This window comes from Pseudomonas sp. P116, assembly GCF_020149425.1.
GTDB classification, from domain to species: Bacteria; Pseudomonadota; Gammaproteobacteria; order Pseudomonadales; family Pseudomonadaceae; genus Aquipseudomonas; species Aquipseudomonas anatoliensis.
In genome coordinates this window covers 1,270,251-1,287,585 of the sequence record NZ_JACVHB010000001.1, presented here as the reverse complement: position 1 = coordinate 1,287,585, position 17,335 = coordinate 1,270,251, and the positions used below count along the sequence as shown (strand labels likewise).

General features: G+C 60.5%; 16 protein-coding genes. 8 read left to right on the top strand and 8 right to left on the bottom strand.

The genetic code is table 11. The annotated features are described in order from the left end of the window. Positions 1–72 precede the first annotated feature (72 nt). The 4 genes from ICA15_RS06340 to ICA15_RS06325 are packed head-to-tail and all read left to right on the top strand — an operon-like array spanning position 73 to position 2,806. Positions 73–381 (top strand): hypothetical protein, encoded by a 309-nt coding sequence (locus ICA15_RS06340; protein WP_042560798.1) that lies wholly within the window; start codon positions 73–75, stop codon positions 379–381. Further along, on the top strand, positions 381–1,241 hold the full coding sequence (locus ICA15_RS06335) for a DUF72 domain-containing protein (protein WP_150688998.1): 861 nt from the start codon (positions 381–383) through the stop codon (positions 1,239–1,241). The genes ICA15_RS06340 and ICA15_RS06335 overlap by 1 nt, the downstream gene beginning before the upstream one ends. Before the next feature lie 33 nt (positions 1,242–1,274). Beyond that, on the top strand, positions 1,275–2,111 hold the full coding sequence (locus ICA15_RS06330) for an oxaloacetate decarboxylase (RefSeq protein WP_210553901.1): 837 nt from the start codon (positions 1,275–1,277) through the stop codon (positions 2,109–2,111). A gap of 2 nt (positions 2,112–2,113) precedes the next feature. Beyond that, on the top strand, positions 2,114–2,806 hold the full coding sequence (locus ICA15_RS06325) for an extensin family protein (RefSeq protein ID WP_210553900.1): 693 nt from the start codon (positions 2,114–2,116) through the stop codon (positions 2,804–2,806). A 3-nt stretch (positions 2,807–2,809) separates the two neighbouring features. Here the strand turns inward: ICA15_RS06325 and ICA15_RS06320 are convergent, their stop codons facing one another. Beyond that, entirely contained in the window at positions 2,810–3,430 is a 621-nt protein-coding gene (locus tag ICA15_RS06320; protein WP_042560794.1) for a hypothetical protein, read from the bottom strand. 93 nt (positions 3,431–3,523) lie between these two features. Between ICA15_RS06320 and ICA15_RS06315 the strand changes: the two genes are divergently transcribed. Next, positions 3,524–4,306 (top strand): class I SAM-dependent methyltransferase, encoded by a 783-nt coding sequence (locus tag ICA15_RS06315; RefSeq protein ID WP_215731361.1) that lies wholly within the window; start codon positions 3,524–3,526, stop codon positions 4,304–4,306. A gap of 133 nt (positions 4,307–4,439) precedes the next feature. Here the strand turns inward: ICA15_RS06315 and ICA15_RS06310 are convergent, their stop codons facing one another. Further along, the gene (locus ICA15_RS06310; RefSeq protein WP_150594546.1) at positions 4,440–5,075 is read right to left on the bottom strand and encodes a TetR/AcrR family transcriptional regulator; all 636 of its coding nucleotides are present in this window, start codon (positions 5,073–5,075) and stop codon (positions 4,440–4,442) included. A gap of 94 nt (positions 5,076–5,169) precedes the next feature. On the opposite strand from ICA15_RS06310, the gene ICA15_RS06305 reads away from it, so the two are divergent. Both ICA15_RS06305 and ICA15_RS06300 read left to right on the top strand, forming a co-directional pair. Beyond that, positions 5,170–6,282 (top strand): efflux RND transporter periplasmic adaptor subunit, encoded by a 1,113-nt coding sequence (locus ICA15_RS06305; protein ID WP_150618120.1) that lies wholly within the window; start codon positions 5,170–5,172, stop codon positions 6,280–6,282. 6 nt (positions 6,283–6,288) lie between these two features. Next, complete coding sequence (locus ICA15_RS06300) at positions 6,289–9,357, top strand: efflux RND transporter permease subunit (protein ID WP_210553899.1); 3,069 nt, start codon at positions 6,289–6,291, stop codon at positions 9,355–9,357. Positions 9,358–10,467: 1,110 nt separating this feature from the next. Here ICA15_RS06300 and ICA15_RS06295 read toward each other — a convergent pair. From ICA15_RS06295 to plsB, 3 genes are all read right to left on the bottom strand, one after another. After that, positions 10,468–11,157: a DUF4197 domain-containing protein gene (locus tag ICA15_RS06295; RefSeq protein ID WP_150618117.1), complete on the bottom strand. Its 690-nt coding sequence runs from the start codon at positions 11,155–11,157 to the stop codon at positions 10,468–10,470. 21 nt (positions 11,158–11,178) lie between these two features. Then, positions 11,179–11,577: a YbaY family lipoprotein gene (locus tag ICA15_RS06290; RefSeq protein WP_150618116.1), complete on the bottom strand. Its 399-nt coding sequence runs from the start codon at positions 11,575–11,577 to the stop codon at positions 11,179–11,181. A gap of 115 nt (positions 11,578–11,692) precedes the next feature. Further along, positions 11,693–14,194, bottom strand: a complete 2,502-nt coding sequence (gene plsB / locus ICA15_RS06285) for a glycerol-3-phosphate 1-O-acyltransferase PlsB (protein ID WP_210553898.1) — start codon at positions 14,192–14,194, stop codon at positions 11,693–11,695. A 238-nt stretch (positions 14,195–14,432) separates the two neighbouring features. Here plsB and ICA15_RS06280 point away from each other — a divergent pair, with 238 nt between their 5' ends. Further along, positions 14,433–14,642, top strand: coding sequence for a cold-shock protein (locus tag ICA15_RS06280; RefSeq protein ID WP_042557861.1), 210 nt, complete (start codon positions 14,433–14,435; stop codon positions 14,640–14,642). Between the two features lie 94 nt (positions 14,643–14,736). Here the strand turns inward: ICA15_RS06280 and ICA15_RS06275 are convergent, their stop codons facing one another. From ICA15_RS06275 to dapE, 3 genes are all read right to left on the bottom strand, one after another. Continuing rightward, complete coding sequence (locus ICA15_RS06275) at positions 14,737–15,114, bottom strand: hypothetical protein (RefSeq protein WP_150604722.1); 378 nt, start codon at positions 15,112–15,114, stop codon at positions 14,737–14,739. Between the two features lie 75 nt (positions 15,115–15,189). Beyond that, positions 15,190–15,999, bottom strand: a complete 810-nt coding sequence (locus ICA15_RS06270; protein WP_210553897.1) for a putative RNA methyltransferase — start codon at positions 15,997–15,999, stop codon at positions 15,190–15,192. Continuing rightward, complete coding sequence (gene dapE / locus ICA15_RS06265; RefSeq protein ID WP_150618113.1) at positions 15,999–17,150, bottom strand: succinyl-diaminopimelate desuccinylase; 1,152 nt, start codon at positions 17,148–17,150, stop codon at positions 15,999–16,001. Before dapE ends, ICA15_RS06270 begins: the two co-directional genes overlap by 1 nt. Between the last annotated feature and the right edge of the window lie 185 nt (positions 17,151–17,335).

Here is a 17,335-nt window from a genome sequence, read left to right as displayed (position 1 = left end):
GTTATCACTCGGCGGTTTGCTAAGTCGGTCAAGTGCCGCTAAATTGCCATCATTGATACCGAGCATGACTTTATGCGTATAGACGGCGTTTCCACTCAGTCCTACCCTATCAAGCGCAAGCCTCGCAAAGGCAATCCGGCGCTGGATGAATCCGTCGACGATATCGACGGCGAGCTGGAATTCCCGACTGAGGAGCAACTGGCCGCCCGCGCTGCCAAAGCCTCCGCGCAACGCCTGGCCAATCTGCCCGCCCGTCAGCAAGACATGATCTACCACCGCACGATGAAGAAAAGCGTAGCGATGGCCCTGGCCAGCTACCTGAGCACCGCCGGTTTTGTGGATTGGGACGCGGACGTGCTGGGCCTCGATCTGTACATCTGATGGATCTGCCTTACTACCTCGGTTGCCCGTCCTGGAGCGAAAACGCCTGGCGCGAGTATCTTTACCCGGTAGACGCAAAAACCTCCGACTTCCTCAGCCTCTATTCCCAAGTGTTCAACGCGGTGGAAGGCAATACGACTTTCTACGCCAGCCCGTCGCCCGCCACCGTGCAGCGTTGGGCCGAAACCATGCCTGCGCACTTTCGCTTCACTGCCAAGTTCCCCGGCGACATCAGTCACGGCGGCGACTTGCGTGAGCAACTGACCGCCGCCGAAACCTTCCTGCAATTACTCAAACCCCTCGGCGAGCGTGTATCGCCGCTGTGGCTGCAACTGTCGAAAAGCTTCGCACCGCATCGGCTGCCGGAACTGGCGGCATTCATCGATGCGCTGGATTGCCCGCTGGCGGTGGAAGTGCGCCACGAGCAGTTCTTCGCCAAAGGCGAGAGTGAGCGATTGCTCAATCGTCTGCTACTTGATCGGGGCGTGGAGCGTATCTGCCTCGATCCGCGTGCGCTGTTCAGTTGCCTGTCGACCGACTCTTCGGTCATCCACGCACAATCGAAAAAACCACGAGTACCGACGCGTCCGGCGGCGTTCACGCAGTTCCCGCAAGTGCGCTTCATCGGCCATCCGGAACTGGAAGCCAACGATCCGTTTCTTGTGCCGTGGGTGGCGAAAATTGCCGAGTGGATTGAAGAGGGCCGCACGCCGTACATCTTCCTGCACACCGCCGATAACCTGTTGGCGGCAAAGCTCGCGCAACGTTTTCACGCACAACTGATGCAACGTTTGCCTGGCCTGCCATCTCTGCCTGAGCTATACAGAGAGCCCGCCGCGGAGCAACTTGGCCTGCTCTGAGGCAGATTCGTTTTCCTGCCCAGGAGCCAGTTGATGGACGCGCAAGCCCTTACCGAACAAGCCCGTAAAGCCCAAGCCTTCAAAGCCCTGCATGAGCGTCCGGGGATTTTCGTCATTCCCAATCCGTGGGATGCCGGCTCGGCGAAGATGCTTGCAAGCCTGGGTTATCAGGCATTGGCGACCACCAGCGCAGGTTATGCGTTTTCCCAGGGCAAAGCCGATGGCGCCTTGAGCCTGGATGACACCTTGGCCAACGTCCGGGCGATAGTCGCGTCGACCGATTTGCCGGTGGCGGTGGATCTGGAAAACGGTTTTGCCGACGACCCGGCCGAGTGCGCGAAGAGCTTGTTGCGTGCAGCAGAGGCGGGCGCGGTGGGCGGTTCGATCGAGGACGCCACGGGCCGCGCAGACGCGCCGATCTATTGCTTCGAACACGCTGTGGCGCGCATCGAAGCCGCTGTCGCCGCTGTGCGCACGCTGCCGTTTCCCTTTCTCCTGACAGCGCGGGCGGAAAACTATCTGCACGGCAATCCCGACATCAACGACACCATCCGCCGCTTGCGGGCCTTTGCCGAGGCCGGCGCCGACGTGCTTTATGCGCCGGGTTTGCGCACCGCCGAAGAAGTGATTGCAGTAGTGCGCGCGGTGGCGCCGAAACCGGTCAACGTATTGATGTCCGGCGGCTTGAAGCTCACCGTGCGGCAACTCGAAGAAATGGGCGTGCGCCGGATCAGCACCGGTTCGGCGCTGGCATTGGCGGCGTTTGGCGAGTTCTTCCGCGCGGCTGAAGAAATTCAGCAGTCCGGCACCTTCGGCTTCACTTCGCAGTCGATGCCGTACGCCAAAGCCAACCAGTTTTTCAAAGGCTGAATATGGGGCGTTGGTTTGCGCTGTTTATTCTGCTGAGCATCGGCGGCGCTGCGATCAGTGTCTGGCGTGGTTGGCTAGAGGTGCCCGCGCAATTCAATCCGTGGGCGCCGCTGGACGTCAAAGCCACGCCTAACTGGCTGACCGGCTACAAGCTGATGCGCTTGCGCGGCGATCCCGAACTCTGCGCCCAGGCACTGCGCAGTTCTGCACTGCGCGTCACGCCGCAGTCCGACAGCCCCGGTGCCAAGTGCCCGCTGATCGGCGCTTTGCGCGTGCAGGGCGGCGAGGTGGCGCTGAGCAGCAGTTTCCTCGCCAGTTGTCCGCTGGCAGTCGCGTACGCGATGTTCGAACGGCACTCGCTGCAACCCGCTGCACAGGCCATTTACGGCCAGAACGTCGCGCGTCTCGATCATCTCGGCAGCTTTGCCTGTCGCAATATCTATAACCGCGAGAGTGGCGCGCTCAGCCGCCATGCCAGTGCCGATGCGCTGGATATCGCCGGTTTTCGGCTGGCCGATGGCCGCACCGTCAGCGTGCTCAGAGATTGGCCCAAGCAAAATCAGGACGCGCAGTTTCTGCGTCAGGTGCGCGACGGCGCCTGTGAGGCGTTCAGTGTGGTGTTGAGCCCTGATTACAACGCCGCCCATCGCAATCACTTTCATGTCGATGTCGGGCGCTGGAGCGTGTGTCGCTGAGGTTCAAGCGGCGATGCGCAGATTCTGCAGAACAATCGGGCGTGCCCAACCGTTATCGAAGTCCAGGGCTTTCTGCTGCTCGACGATTTCTTCCGGCGGGAATGGCGGGTAAGGCTTTTGCAGCAGGTCCAGGTCGAACTCGGCAATCGGCAAATACAGCGGACGCTTCTGCGGCGCGGCACCCGGTTCCGGAATCGGTTGACCGTTGTTGATCACGATCGGGCGAACCCAACTGCTGTCGAAGTCCTGCTGCCCTTGTTGAGCCTTGATTTCTTCTGGCGGGAACGGTGGGAACGGCTTGTCCAGCAGCTCCATTTCGAACTCGGCGATCGGCAGGAACAGCGGCTCTGGCGGACGCACCTGGGTTTCAACTACATCGCATTCGCGCTGGCTGATGATGTGTGCGTGCAGTTCGCTGCCGACGGTCGGTTCTTCCGGGCTGGTCAGATCAACCGGGGGAAACGTGCCGCAGGCCGGCACCACATCACTCGTCTGTTCGGCCATCGCCTGGGCAAAGAAATCCTGCCACAGGTGGCTGACGCCGCTCAGTGCTTGAGTGTTATGACGGCTGAAATCGCCATGGGGCGAGATGTAGCCAATCGATGTGGGAAGAATGCCTGACATTTTTTTCGGTTGACGCTCAGCTCTGGCAAAATGCGCGTTGAATGAGTTATCGGCGGTTTTTGCCGATCCTTAAATTTTTGAGCGTGTTTTCCAATGATTGAGCAACCCGCGGCCTGCCGCATCCATGTCGAAGCCCTCGCCCCGACGTTCGCTGTGCAAGCCGAGCAGTGGGCCGAGCGCCTGGGCCTGCCGCTTGAAGTGGTCGACGGCGAGTTTGCCTTGCAGGTCGGCGAGCAGGGTTTGCAACTGCAACAACTCGGGCCGGACGCGCCGGGGCCGGTGCGCGTGGACTTCGTCGAGGGTGGCGCGGCGCATCGTCGGTTATACGGCGGCGGCAGCGGGCAGATGATCGCCAAGGCTGTCGGCGTCGCTCAAGGCGTGCGCCCGCGGGTGCTGGATGCGACGGCGGGGCTGGGCAAGGATGCTTTCGTGCTGGCGAGTCTGGGTTGCGAGATGAGCCTGATCGAGCGTCAGCCGCTGATCGGTGCATTGCTGGAGGATGGTCTGGCGCGGGCGGCGGAAGATTTCGACGTGGCGCCGATCGTGGCGCGGATGAAGTTGCTCAAGGGCAACTCCATCGAGGTCATGCGCAACTGGGAAGGCGAGCCGCCGCAGGTGATCTACCTCGACCCGATGTTTCCGCATCGCGAGAAAACCGCGCTGGTGAAGAAGGAAATGCGCCTGTTCCGGCCACTGGTCGGCGATGATCCGGATGCGCCGGCGTTGCTCGAAGCGGCGCTGGCGCTGGCGACGCACCGGGTGGTGGTCAAACGCCCGCGCAAGGCACCTTGCATTGAGGGGCCCAAACCGAGTCATGCGCTGGATGGCAAGTCTAGCCGGTATGACATCTACCCCAAGAAAGCGCTCAAACCTTAATACCGAGTCGCTGCCAATCGCTGGCAAGCCAGCTCCCACAGGTTTTCGTGGTGTGCACACAATTTGTGATCACACTCCAATCCCTGTGGGAGCTGGCTTGCCAGCGATAGCGGCAGTGCAGACAACGCAGAAGCTAGGGTCTGTAAGCCCGCATAAACAATCCCACCACTTCCCGCACATGGCTCTCTGAAGCCTCTTCGCCCAACGGCTCACCACAGCCATACAACAAGCGGAAATTCCCCGCGCCCTTGATCAGGCAGAAAAAATGCTCCGCCGCATTGCGTGGCAGATCAATGCTCAGCGCGCCGCTGTCATGGATCTGCGTCAACAACCGCTCCATGCCCTGCACCATGCGTTGCGGACCTGCCTCGAAGAAGATCAGCGACAGCTTGGGATCCTGACTGCCCAGCGCCATGATCAGGCGATGCAGATTCACCGATTCATCGCTGTTGATCAGTTGATGAAAGCCTCGGGCAATGTTCAGCAACACCTTTTCCACAGCGATGCCTGCCGGTAATTCGAAGAACAGCGGCGGCAATTGCTCCTCGCATTTGGCCATCACGGCGGCAGAGAACAGCGTCTCCTTGTCGTTGAAATGGCTGTAGACCGTCAGTTTAGACACCCCCGCCTCGGCCGCGACTGCGTCCATGCTGGTGTTGGCATAGCCATGACTCAGAAACAGAATTTTCGCCGCATCGAGGATGGCCTGGCGCTTGGCCAGATCCTTGGGGCGGCCCGGGCCGTTTGGAGCTGAAAGATTGTTCGACATTCTTCGCTTTTATTACTGGACTGGTGAGTTTGCTATTAATAACATACCCGCCAGTATAATTATTCCAAGCACCATTAGCGAAAGGTCCGTCATCATGTTCCGCCATGCACTGCACCTCACGTGGCCATTTGCATTGCCAGTCAGTCTGGTTTTTTTATTGTCCGCGTGCGGCCAGGAAGAGGTGACACAAGTCACCGTACGACCGGCCATGGTGGTGCAGCCAGAGCCTTCGGCGCAGGCGATGGAAAGTTATCCGGGCGAGGTGCGTGCCCGTTACGAACCCGAGCTGGCGTTCCGCATTGGGGGCAAAGTGAGCCGACGACTGGTCGATGAAGGTCAGCGCGTGAAGGCAGACCAACCCCTCGCCGAACTCGATCCGCAGGACGTGCGCCTGCAACTGGAAGCCACCCGCGCTCAGGTTTCCGCCGCTGAAGCCAATCTCAACCTCGTCCGTGCCGAGCGCGACCGCTACAAAACCCTGATGGATCGGCAGATGGTCAGCCGCTCCGCGTACGACAACGCCGAAAACCTCTACCGCTCCGGCGAAGCCCGCCTCAAGCAGATCAAAGCCGAATTCAACGTCTCGACCAACCAGGCCAGTTACGCCGTGCTGCGCGCGCCACAGGATGGCGTGGTGGCCAAGCGTTCGGTCGAAGTCGGGCAAGTGGTCGCCGCCGGGCAAACCGTGTTCACCCTCGCCACCGATGGCGAACGTGAAGTGCTGATCGGCCTGCCGGAGCAGAGTTTCGGCCGTTTCAAGGTCGGGCAACCGGTGACGGTCGAACTCTGGACCCAGCAGAACCAGCGCTTCGCCGGGCAGATTCGTGAGCTGTCGCCGTCTGCCGATCCGAAATCCCGTACCTTCGCCGCGCGAATTTCTTTTACCAGCGGCAAGGTCCCGGCCGAACTGGGCCAGAGTGCCCGGGTGTTCGTGCAATCGGCCGATGCCGTGTCGCTGTCGGTGCCGCTCTCGGCGCTGACCGCTGAAAATGGCGCGACCTACGTCTGGGTCGTTGGCGCCAACAACACATTGAAGAAAACTCCGGTGCGTGTCGGCCCGTTTGGCGAGAAAGTCGTGCCGGTGCTCGAAGGCTTGAACGCCAGTGATTGGGTGGTCGCCGCAGGCGTGCATGTCCTGCTCGAAGGGCAGCAGGTGCGCCCCGTGGATCGCTCCAACCGTGTGGTCAATCTGGCGGACAAGGAGTAAGCCCCGATGCGCTTCAACCTTTCCGAATGGGCGCTGCGTAATCGCCAGATCGTACTGTTCCTGATGCTTTTGCTGGCCATCGTTGGTGCGTTGTCCTACACCAAGCTCGGCCAGAGCGAAGACCCGCCTTTCACCTTCAAAGCCATGGTCATCCAGACCCGCTGGCCGGGCGCGACGGCAGAGGAAGTTTCGCGTCAGGTGACCGAGCGCATCGAAAAGAAACTGATGGAAACCGGCGAGTACGAACGCATCGTTTCCTTCTCGCGTCCCGGCGAATCTCAGGTCACGTTCATTGCTCGCGATTCGATGCATTCCAAAGACATTCCCGATCTCTGGTATCAGGTGCGCAAAAAGGTCAGCGACATTCGCCAGACCTTGCCGCCGGGGATTCAGGGGCCGTTCTTCAACGATGAATTTGGCACCACCTTCGGCAATATCTACGCACTGACCGGCGACGGTTTCGACTACGCCGTGCTCAAGGATTACGCCGACCGCATTCAGATTCAACTGCAACGGGTCAAGGATGTCGGCAAGGTCGACTTGCTTGGTTTGCAGGACGAGAAGATCTGGGTCGAGCTGTCCAACGTCAAACTCGCCACTCTCGGTTTACCGCTGGCGGCGGTGCAACAGGCGCTGGAAGAGCAGAACGCGGTGTCCACAGCTGGCTTCTTCGAGACGGGCAGCGAGCGCTTGCAGCTACGGGTTACGGGGAATTTTCAGACAGTCGAGGAGATCAAGAACTTCCCGATCCGCGTCGGTGACCGGACGTTCCGTATCTCCGATGTCGCTGACGTGCGTCGCGGTTTCAACGATCCGCCGGCGCCACGCATGCGCTTCATGGCTGAAGACGCGATTGGTCTGGCCGTGGCGATGAAGGACGGCGGCGACATTCTGGTGCTCGGCAAGGCACTGGAAGGCGAGTTCTCGCGGATCCAGAAAAACCTTCCGGCCGGCATGCAATTGCGCAAAGTCTCCGACCAGCCAGCAGCGGTGAAAACCGGGGTCGGCGAGTTTGTTCAAGTGTTGGTCGAGGCGCTGGCGATCGTGTTGCTGGTGAGTTTCTTCTCCCTTGGCGTGCGCACCGGCATGGTCGTGGCGCTGACCATTCCGCTGGTGCTGGCGATGACCTTCGCCTGCATGTATTACCTCGGCATCGGCCTGCACAAAATCTCCCTCGGTGCGCTGGTGCTGGCGTTGGGGCTGCTGGTGGATGACGCGATCATTGCAGTGGAAATGATGGCGATCAAAATGGAGCAGGGCTTCGATCGGATTCGCGCGGCCAGCTACGCCTGGACCAGCACCGCGTTCCCGATGCTCACCGGTACGCTGATCACCGCTGCAGGCTTCCTGCCGATTGCCACTGCGCAGTCCGGCACGGGTGAATACACCCGCTCGATCTTTCAGGTCGTGACGATTGCGTTGCTCGCTTCATGGGTGGCGGCGGTGGTGTTCGTGCCGTATCTGGGAGAAAAACTCCTGCCGGATCTGGCGAAAATTCATGCAGCCAAACACGGTACTGCCGATGGTCAGGCGGACCCATATGGCACACCGTTTTATCAGAGGGTTCGGCGTTTGGTGGAGTGGTGCGTGTCGCATCGCAAAACCGTGATCGTGTTGACGGTCGGGCTGTTTATCGCCTCGGTGGTGCTGTTCCGTTTCGTGCCGCAGCAGTTCTTCCCGGCCTCCAATCGGCTGGAATTGATGGTCGATCTGAAACTGGCCGAGGGTGCGTCGCTGGCCAATACCACCGGCGAAGTCAAACGCCTGGAAGCGATGCTCAAGGAGCACGCCGGTATCGACAACTATGTGGCATATGTCGGCACCGGATCACCGCGTTTCTACTTGCCACTGGATCAGCAACTGCCGGCGGCGAGCTTCGCCCAGTTTGTCGTGTTGGCAAAAAATATCGAGGAGCGTGAAGCGCTGCGGGGCTGGCTGATCAGCACGCTCAACGAGCAATTCCCGGCACTGCGTTCGCGAGTCACGCGTCTGGAAAACGGCCCGCCGGTTGGCTATCCGGTGCAGTTCCGCATCACCGGTGAACACATCGAAGAAGTCCGCGCACTGGCGCGCAAAGTGGCGGCCAAGGTTCGCGAAAACCCGCATGTGGCCAATGTGCATCTGGATTGGGAAGAGCCGAGCAAGGTTGTGTACCTGAATATCGATCAGGATCGCGCTCGGGCACTTGGGGTGAGCACCGCCAATCTGGCGAAATTCCTGCAGAGTTCGTTAACCGGATCGAGTGTCAGTCAGTATCGCGAAGACAACGAATTGATCGAGATTCTGCTGCGCGGCACGGTGCATGAGCGCACTGAGTTGTCGTTGTTGCCGAGCCTGGCGGTGCCGACTGATAACGGTCGCAGCGTGGCGTTGTCGCAGGTCGCCACGCTCGAATATGGTTTTGAAGAAGGCATCATCTGGCACCGTAATCGTCTGCCGAACGTGACCGTGCGTGCGGACATTTATGGCAAGGAGCAGCCGGCGACGCTGGTGAAGCAGATCATGCCGACGCTTGATCCGATTCGCGCTGAATTGCCGGACGGTTATCTGTTGGATGTTGGCGGTACGGTGGAGGATTCGGAGCGTGGGCAGAAGTCGGTGAACGCCGGGGTGCCGATGTTTATTGTCGTGGTGCTGACCTTGCTGATGGTGCAACTGCGTAGCTTCTCGCGCACGGCGATGGTGTTTTTGACGGCGCCGTTGGGGTTGATCGGGGTGGTGCTGTTTCTGATGGTGTTCCGTCAGCCGTTCGGGTTTGTGGCGATGCTGGGGACGATTGCGCTGTCGGGGATGATCATGCGCAACTCGGTGATTCTGGTGGATCAGATCGAGCAGGATATCGCCTCGGGGCTGAGGCCTTGGCAGGCGATTATCGAGGCGACGGTGCGGCGTTTTCGGCCGATTGTGCTGACGGCGTTGGCGGCGGTGCTGGCGATGATTCCGTTGTCGCGCAGTGTGTTTTTTGGGCCGATGGCGGTGGCGATCATGGGCGGGTTGATTGTGGCTACGGCGTTGACGCTTTTGTTTTTGCCTGCTTTGTATGCGGCTTGGTTCAGGGTTCGTCGGGAGGGGTGATCTTCTTGGGGCTTGGCGGCCTTTGGGCCGACCATGCTCTGGGGGTTTTGGGTGAATATCCGTTTCTGCGGGTGTTGCCGCTGGCGGTTTCGCTCTTACAGCGAGTCCCTTTGGCAAACGCCCCAAAGGAACCAAAGGTCTGGGCCCCGGCGTTCGGCCCGCTCGCTGGGGCTCGGGGTTCCTTCGCTCCGGAATTGATCCGGGGGCATCGCTTCCGGTTTGCTTCGCTGCACCTCCTTTCGATGTATTCGACTTCGTCGAACGGCGCTACGCGCCCACCCCCCGGATCAATCCCTCCACTCAGCCTGCCGAAGGGGCCAGCAGATCAAAAGCCGCAGCCGAGCTAACGCTCATCCTGTTGAGTGGTGAGAAGCGAAGCGGGTGCTTTTTTGCTTTTGCTTTCCTGTGGGAGTGAGCCTGCTCGCGAAGGCGGCCAGACTGCGGACGTGTTTCTTTCAGACGTACGCGATCCAACTGTAGGAGTGAGCCTGCTCGCGAAGGCGGCCTGCCTGCCGACGTGTTTCTTTCAGACGTACGCGATCCAACTGTAGGAGTGAGCCTGCTCGCGAAGGCGGCCTGACTGCGGACGTGTTTCTTTCAGACGTACGCGATCCAACTGTAGGAGTGAGCCTGCTCGCGATGACACCCTCACAGCCACCCAATCTCTGCCTGAGTGCACGCGCCGAAATTGTGGGAGCTGGCTTGCCAGCGATGGCGTCCGCCAGCCGCTCAATCTCCACGTGATGTACTCAATCCACTGTGGGAGCGAGCCTGCTCGCGAAGGCGGTTTCGCAGCGTTCGCTACATTGCGATCAGTCTGTTATTGCGAAATACGCCGGTGAAGGATGGGCGTTGTTATCTGCATACCGAGGACTTCGAGCGTTGGCATCCTCGCAGTGGCGGTTTGCCAGGTAACCAAACTATCGCGGATGTATTGACTCCTCTGTAGGAGCTGCCGAAGGCTGCGATCTTTTGACTTTGAGTTTCTGAAAGTTAAAACCCAGATCAAAAGATCGCAGCCTTCGGCAGCTCCTACATGGGTGCGATATCAACCATAAAAAAGCCCGCTGGACCTGTGAAGGTCAGCGGGCTTTTTGTTGGGAGGGGAGTTTAGAGCGTCCCGAACACCTTCTTCGCCAGCCCCGTCGCCGCAGCAGCCGGGTTCTTGCGAATAGTTTCTTCCTGCTTGCCGATCATTTCGAACAAGCCGTTGAGCGCTTGCTCGGTGACGTAGTTTTCGACGTTGGCACTTTTCGCGTCGACAACGCCGAAAGTCGCGGCCTGGCCGGCGAAGGCGTTGTATTTCTGTGCCACGCCAACTTTGTCGGTGGCTTGTTTGACGATGGGCAGGAATTTGGCGCGGATCTGTTCGCGGCTGGATTTGTCCAGGTATTGGGTGGCCGAGTCGGTGCCGCCGCTGAGGATGCCTTTGGCGTCGGAGACGCTCATTTTCTTCACGGCGTCGACGAGGATCGGCTGGGCCTGGGTTACGGCAGTTTCCGCGGCTTTGTTCATGGCGGTTTCCAGCTCTTCGACCTGGGCGCCCATGCCGAAGGCTTTCATCTTGCTGGCGGCTTTGCCGAGTTTGCCCGGTAGTTCGATTTTCACGTCAGGGTTGTTGGAGAAACCGCCCGGGGTACCGAGTTGTTTGACGGCCAGTTGCGCGCCTTGGGTCAGGGCGTCCTTGAGGCCGCCGGTGGCGTCTTGCTGCGACAGGTCGGCGAGCGACAGCGCCAGTACGTTGGCGGAGATCATCAGGCCCGCGCACAGGCCGGCGAAGCGAAGGGTAGGGCGGAACATGGCAGCTTCCTTGGTAGGCAATTAGCGAATGGCGTCGACGCGGATTTTCAGCGGCTGCGGATCGTTGCCGTCGAGTTGCACGGCGTGGTTTTCGGTGGTGATGAACATCAGTTCACCGTTGACCTCGATGCGTGCGCTGACCGAATAGCGGTGGCCGGGTTTGACTTGCGCCGGATCGTAGGTCAAGTGAAAAGGCAGAGGCACCTGACCCTTGACCAGGCCTTTCTGTTCATCGAGCACCACGGCCGGTGCGTCGGCCAGCGATACGTCTTGCAGGCTCACGCTCAGGGTCGCGCTCGGTGGCAGGGCGATGCGTTGCAGGTAGAACACCTCACCGTCGAGGCTGGCCTTGCCGGCGGGCGTGGTCGATTGGCAGGCGCTGAGCAGCGTGGCGGCTGCGAGAATGGTCAGTTTTTTCATGGTGTTCTCCTTTCAATTGTAGGAGCGAGCCTGCTCGCGATAGCGGTGTGTCAGACGACAGTGACGGCGACTGACACGACGCCTTCGCGAGCAGGCTCACTCCTACAGGCTTTCATCAGGCTTCGGGCTGAGTGGTGGTCTGGTCGGCCGCATCTTCACTGCGATGCAGCGCCACCTGACGGATCGACAAGCGAATCTCCGCCGGCAACACGCGTTTGGCCGCGCCTTCGGCCAGTTCGCCGAGCAGTTCGTGGTAGCTCAGTTTGCCGGCTTCGTCGCGACGCAAAACGTCGAGGTCGAGCAGGGTCTGGATGAAATGGCGGAACAGGCTCTTGTCGAAGAATTCCGGGGCGTTGAGGCCGTGCAGGATCGACAGGCGCTGGGCCATGACGGTGCACAGGTCTTCCAGTTCTTCGGCGCTGATGGTGTTCTGCCCGGCGTTGAGCAGCAGCGACACGGTCATGTAGAAGCGCTGCAAGGTCTGCGCGATGCTTTTCGACAGCAGGGTCAGCAACACAAAGTGCCGCGAACTTGGCGCCGGGCGCATGTACACCTCTTTCTCGAAGCGCAGCAGACCTTGTTCGACAAACGCTTCCAGCCACTGATCGACCACGGCGTCGAGTTCGTCCAGCGTCCAGCGGATGAACAACTCCGATTGCAGGTACGGATACAGGGCACGGGTGTAGCGCAGGATCTGTTCGCGGCTCATGCGCGAGGTGCTCTGGAAGAAGCTCGCCAGCAGCGACGGCAGCGCGAAGATGTGCAGCACGTTGTTGCGGTAGTAGGTCATCAGGACGGCATTTTGCTCGTCGAGATAGAGAATCTTGCCCAGCGCATCGTTCTGCTCGGACAGCAGGTCCATGTCCTTCACATGTTCGATCAGCGCGCGGCCATCGCCTTCGGGCAACGTGGTGTGCGGCGAGTAGGGAACCTTGCGCAGCAGCGCCAGATACAGATCCAGCACGCGCGCCATGGCCCGATCGTCCAGCGCCAGGCGTGTGGTCGACAGAAGGGCGAGCGCGACCAGATTTACCGGGTTGATCGCCGCCGCTTCGTTCAGATGCTGCGCGACTTTTTCGCCGAGGCGATTGGTGGTTTCGTTGAGCCACGCCGGTTTGAATTGCGGACCGAGTTCCTGCTGGCGCCAGTCCGGCTGCTCGCTGTCGAGGAATTCCGCCAGTTTGATCGGTTCGCCGAAGTTGACGGCGACCTGACCGAAGCGCTGCTTGAGTGCGCCGATGACTTTGAAGATGTCGAAAATCGACTCTTTCTTCTTGCTCGCGCCACGCAGTTCGCCGAGGTAGGTGCGACCTTCCAGCACCCGCTCGTAACCGATGTACACCGGCACGAACACAATTGGCATGCGCGATGAGCGCAGGAAACTGCGCATCGTGATCGCGAGCATCCCGGTTTTCGGTTGCAGCATGCGCCCCGTGCGCGAGCGGCCGCCCTCGACGAAGTACTCGACCGGGAAACCCTTGGTGAACAGCGTGTGCAGGTATTCGTTGAACACCGAGGTGTACAGCGGATTGCCCTTGAATGTGCGGCGCATGAAGAACGCGCCGCCACGACGCAGCAGGCTGCCGATCACCGGCATGTTCAGGTTGATCCCGGCGGCGATGTGCGGCGGGGTCAGGCCGTTGCGGAACAGCAAGTACGACAGCAGCAAGTAGTCGATGTGGCTGCGGTGGCACGGCACGTAGATCACTTCGTGACCCTGCGCGACTTTCTGCACGCCTTCGATGTGGTTGACCTTGATGCCGTCGTAGATTTTGTTCCAGAACCAGCTCAGCACCACTTCGAGAAAGCGGATCGCGGTGTAGGTGTAGTCCGAGGCGATCTCGTTGCCATAGCGCAGGGCCTGGGCCTTGGCTTTTTCCGGCGAGATGTTTTCGCGTTCGGCTTCGTCGAGGATCGCTTGCTTGACCAATGGCTGGTTGAGCAGGCCTTTGACGAGGTTACGGCGGTGGGAAATGTCCGGGCCGATGACCGCGGCTTTTAGATTGCGGAAGTGCACGCGCAGGATTCGCTGGGCCATGCGCACGGTGCGCTCGTGGCCCTTGTTGTGATCGATCAGTTCGCGCAGATGGATTGGCGCGGAGAATTGCACGCGGGTCTTGCGCCCGAGAATCATGATGCTCAGCAGGCGACGCAAGCGCCCGGTGACTGCCCAACTGTCGGCAAACAGCAGTTTCCACGGGCTCGATTCGCTATCCGGCGACTGACCCCAGAACACGCTGACCGGAATGATCTGCGCGTCTTCGGCGGCGTTCTGGCTCAGCGCGCTGACGAGTCGCGTCAGCGTCGGCGGCGCGCCGCGTTTGTCCTGACGGCCGAGCCAGTCCGGTTCCGGCGTCAGATAGAAGAACGCCGCCGGTTCCAGCAAATTACCCACCGACACTGGCAGCACCGGACGCGGCAGACCGGCCTTGGTGCACTCGGTGTCGAGCACGGCCAGATCGGTCAGCGAAGGGTTTTGCAGGACGTAGAACACCGGACGACTGCGGTCGAGGTTGAGAGTGAACGACGACTGGTTGATCGTCTCGGAGCGAACCCAGAGGTACAACAGTCGGCGCAGGGTGCCAAACACAAGACGGCGGAACGGGGAACGGGTCATACGGCTTCTGCATGAGTGAATAAAACCGAGCGATTGCTCGGGCGGTCGATAGTGTGCCGGATTAGGCGAAAATCGGCAAAAAAGCGGCGAAGTAATCTCCTGTTGAGAGTTTTCGCGCCTGTCATATACTCGGCGGTCTGTCGCCGGGGCCCTTTAATGGTCGTCGGACGCAGGCTGACGTTCCTCAAAGGCTTTCCTGCGAAAAGCCTGTCCAATAATAAAAAAGGAGTATGAACAGATGGCAACACGTGAAACCGGCAACGTGAAGTGGTTCAACGACGCCAAGGGCTACGGCTTCATTCAGCGCGACGACGGGGTGGACGTATTCGTGCACTACCGCGCGATTCGCGGCGAAGGACACCGCTCGCTGGCGGAAGGTCAGCAGGTCGAGTACGCGGTGGTGACGGGGGAGAAGGGTTTGCAGGCTGAGGATGTTGTGGGTCTGTAAAAACCAGGATCAAAAGATCGCAGCCTTCGGCAGCTCCTACAGTTTGGAATGCATTCCCCTGTAGGAGCTGCCGAAGGCTGCGATCTTTTGCTGGTTAAGCGGTTTTCCAGGTGATCTCTTCTTCACCGTCTTCGCTGATGCGCATCCAGCGATCCGCCGTCTCCTCACCTTCTTCCTCGACCCACGTGCCCGGCGCGCAACGCACTTCGACGTTCAGCGCGGCAAATGCTGCGCGGGCGCAGGCGATGTCGTCGTCCCATGGGGTCTGGTCGCTTTCCAGGTACAGGCTGTTCCATTTGCCCACGGCTTTCGGCAGCCAGGTGACCGGGACGTTGCCGGCCTTGCACTTGTAGGTCTGGCCTTTCTGTACCCAGTCGCTGCACGGGCCCAGCGCGGCGCCGAGCCAGGCGGCGATGGCCTTGTGGTCGACGTCGGCGTCTTTCAGGTAAATCTCGATATCCGGTTGGCGCATGGATGTCCTCACTGCGGGTCTGAAAAATCCATTCGCGGATTTAGCCGGCCCCGGGCATTTGCCCGAGACCAATAGTTATTGAAGAACGAAATAATCGTAGCGCATCGACACGGTGGTCTCGAACGGCTCGGCCTGCTCGATCACTGCCGCGCGACGCTCGGCACTGGCGCGCCAGCCGTGGGGTGTCATCGCCAGGAGGTTGGCGCGATCCTGCGGCTTGTCCAGCGTCAGCTTGAATTCCAGGGTTTCACTGTGCGCCAGCGCCATGCCTTGCGGCACCAGGGCCAGATGCTTGTCGTCGGTGTATTCGCGCACTTCGTCGTACAGGCTTTCGCGCAGTTCCATCAAATGGCCGCTGGTCGGGCCGACTTTCATCAATCCGCCGCCGACGCTCAGCAGGCGTTTGGCCTCTTCCCAATCCAATGGACTGAAGACGCTGGCGAGAAACTGGCAGCTGCCCGACGCCAATGGCACGCGGGCCATGCTGGCGATCAACCAGGTCAGTTGCGGATTGCGTTTGCAGGCGCGTTTGACGGCTTCCCGCGAGATATCCAGTGCGTAGCCATCGGCATCCGGCAGGGCAGCGGCGATCTGCGCGGTGTAGTAACCCTCACCACAACCAATGTCGACCCAGCGTGCCGGCGCGTAACTCGCCGCCAGCTCGGCCAGACGCTTGGCCACCGGCGCGTAATGGCCGGCGTTCAAGAAATCACGGCGGGCCTCGACCATCGCCTGATTGTCGCCAGGATCGCGGCTGTTTTTGTGCTGCACCGGCAGCAGGTTCAGGTAACCCTGCCGCGCACGGTCAAAACGATGCCCGGCGGGGCAGGCCACGCCGTTGTCCACCGCATTCAGCGGCTCACTGCAGATCGGGCACGCGAGCATCAGGCGAGCAACTTGATCATGGTCTGGTAGTAAATCTCGGTCAGTACATCGAGATCGGCTGCCAGCACGCGCTCGTTGACCTGGTGAATGGTCGCGTTGACCGGGCCCAGTTCAACCACTTGCGTGCCCATGGTCGCGATGAAACGACCGTCGGAGGTGCCGCCGCTGGTAGACGCCTTGGTCTCGCGGCCGGTGATGTCCTTGATGCTCGCCGACACCGCGTCGAGCAGCGCGCCCGGCTCGGTGAGGAACGGCAGGCCGGACAGCGCCCAGTCGATGTGCCAGTCCAGGTCATGCTTGTCGAGGATGTCGGCCACGCGTTTCTGCAGGCCTTCGACGGTCGACTCGGTGGAGAAACGGAAGTTGAACACTGCCACCAGATCACCCGGGATCACGTTGGTCGCGCCGGTGCCGGAATTGACGTTGGAAATCTGGAAGCTGGTCGGCGGGAAGAAATCGTTGCCGTGATCCCAGTGCTCGGCGGCCAGCTCGGACAGCGCAGGCGCGGCGAGGTGGATCGGGTTCTTGGCCAGATGCGGATAGGCCACGTGGCCCTGAATGCCTTTGACGGTGAGCTTGGCGCCCAGCGAGCCGCGACGGCCGTTTTTCACCACGTCGCCGACCAGCGTGGTGCTCGACGGTTCGCCGACGATGCACCAGTCCAGACGCTCGTTACGCGCGGCCAAACGCTCAACCACAGCCTTGGTGCCGTGGTGCGCCGGGCCTTCTTCGTCGCTGGTGATCAGGAACGCGACCTTGCCTTTGTGGTTCGGGAAGTCGGTCACAAAGCGCTCGGCGGCGACGGTCATCGACGCCAGGCTGCCTTTCATGTCCGCCGCGCCACGTCCGCAGAGCATGCCGTGTTCATCGATCAGCGCGTTGAACGGGTCGATCTGCCAGGCAGTCACCGGACCGGTCGGCACCACGTCGGTATGACCGGCGAAACACAGCACCGGGCCATCGTTGTCGCCGTGGGTAGCCCAGAAGTTATCCACATCTTCGATGCGCATCGGCTCCAGTTTGAAACCGGCATCGCCCAGGCGCTGCATCATCTGCTTCTGGCAATCGGCGTCGACCGGCGTCACGGACGGACGGCGGATCAGGTCGATGGCGAGTTGAAGGGTCGGCGAAAGGTCGGCGTGGGCCGTCATGTAATAACTCCGGGGTGCGCACGGTAAACCTGTAGACGCTACCGCAGGCTGCGATCTGTTGATCTTGCTGTTGATTTAAAAAACAAAATCAAAAGATCGCAGCTTGCGGCAGCTCCTACAGGATGTGTTGGCATTGAAAAAGGCGACCATTCTAAAGCAAAACGGCGACCCGAAGGCCGCCGTTT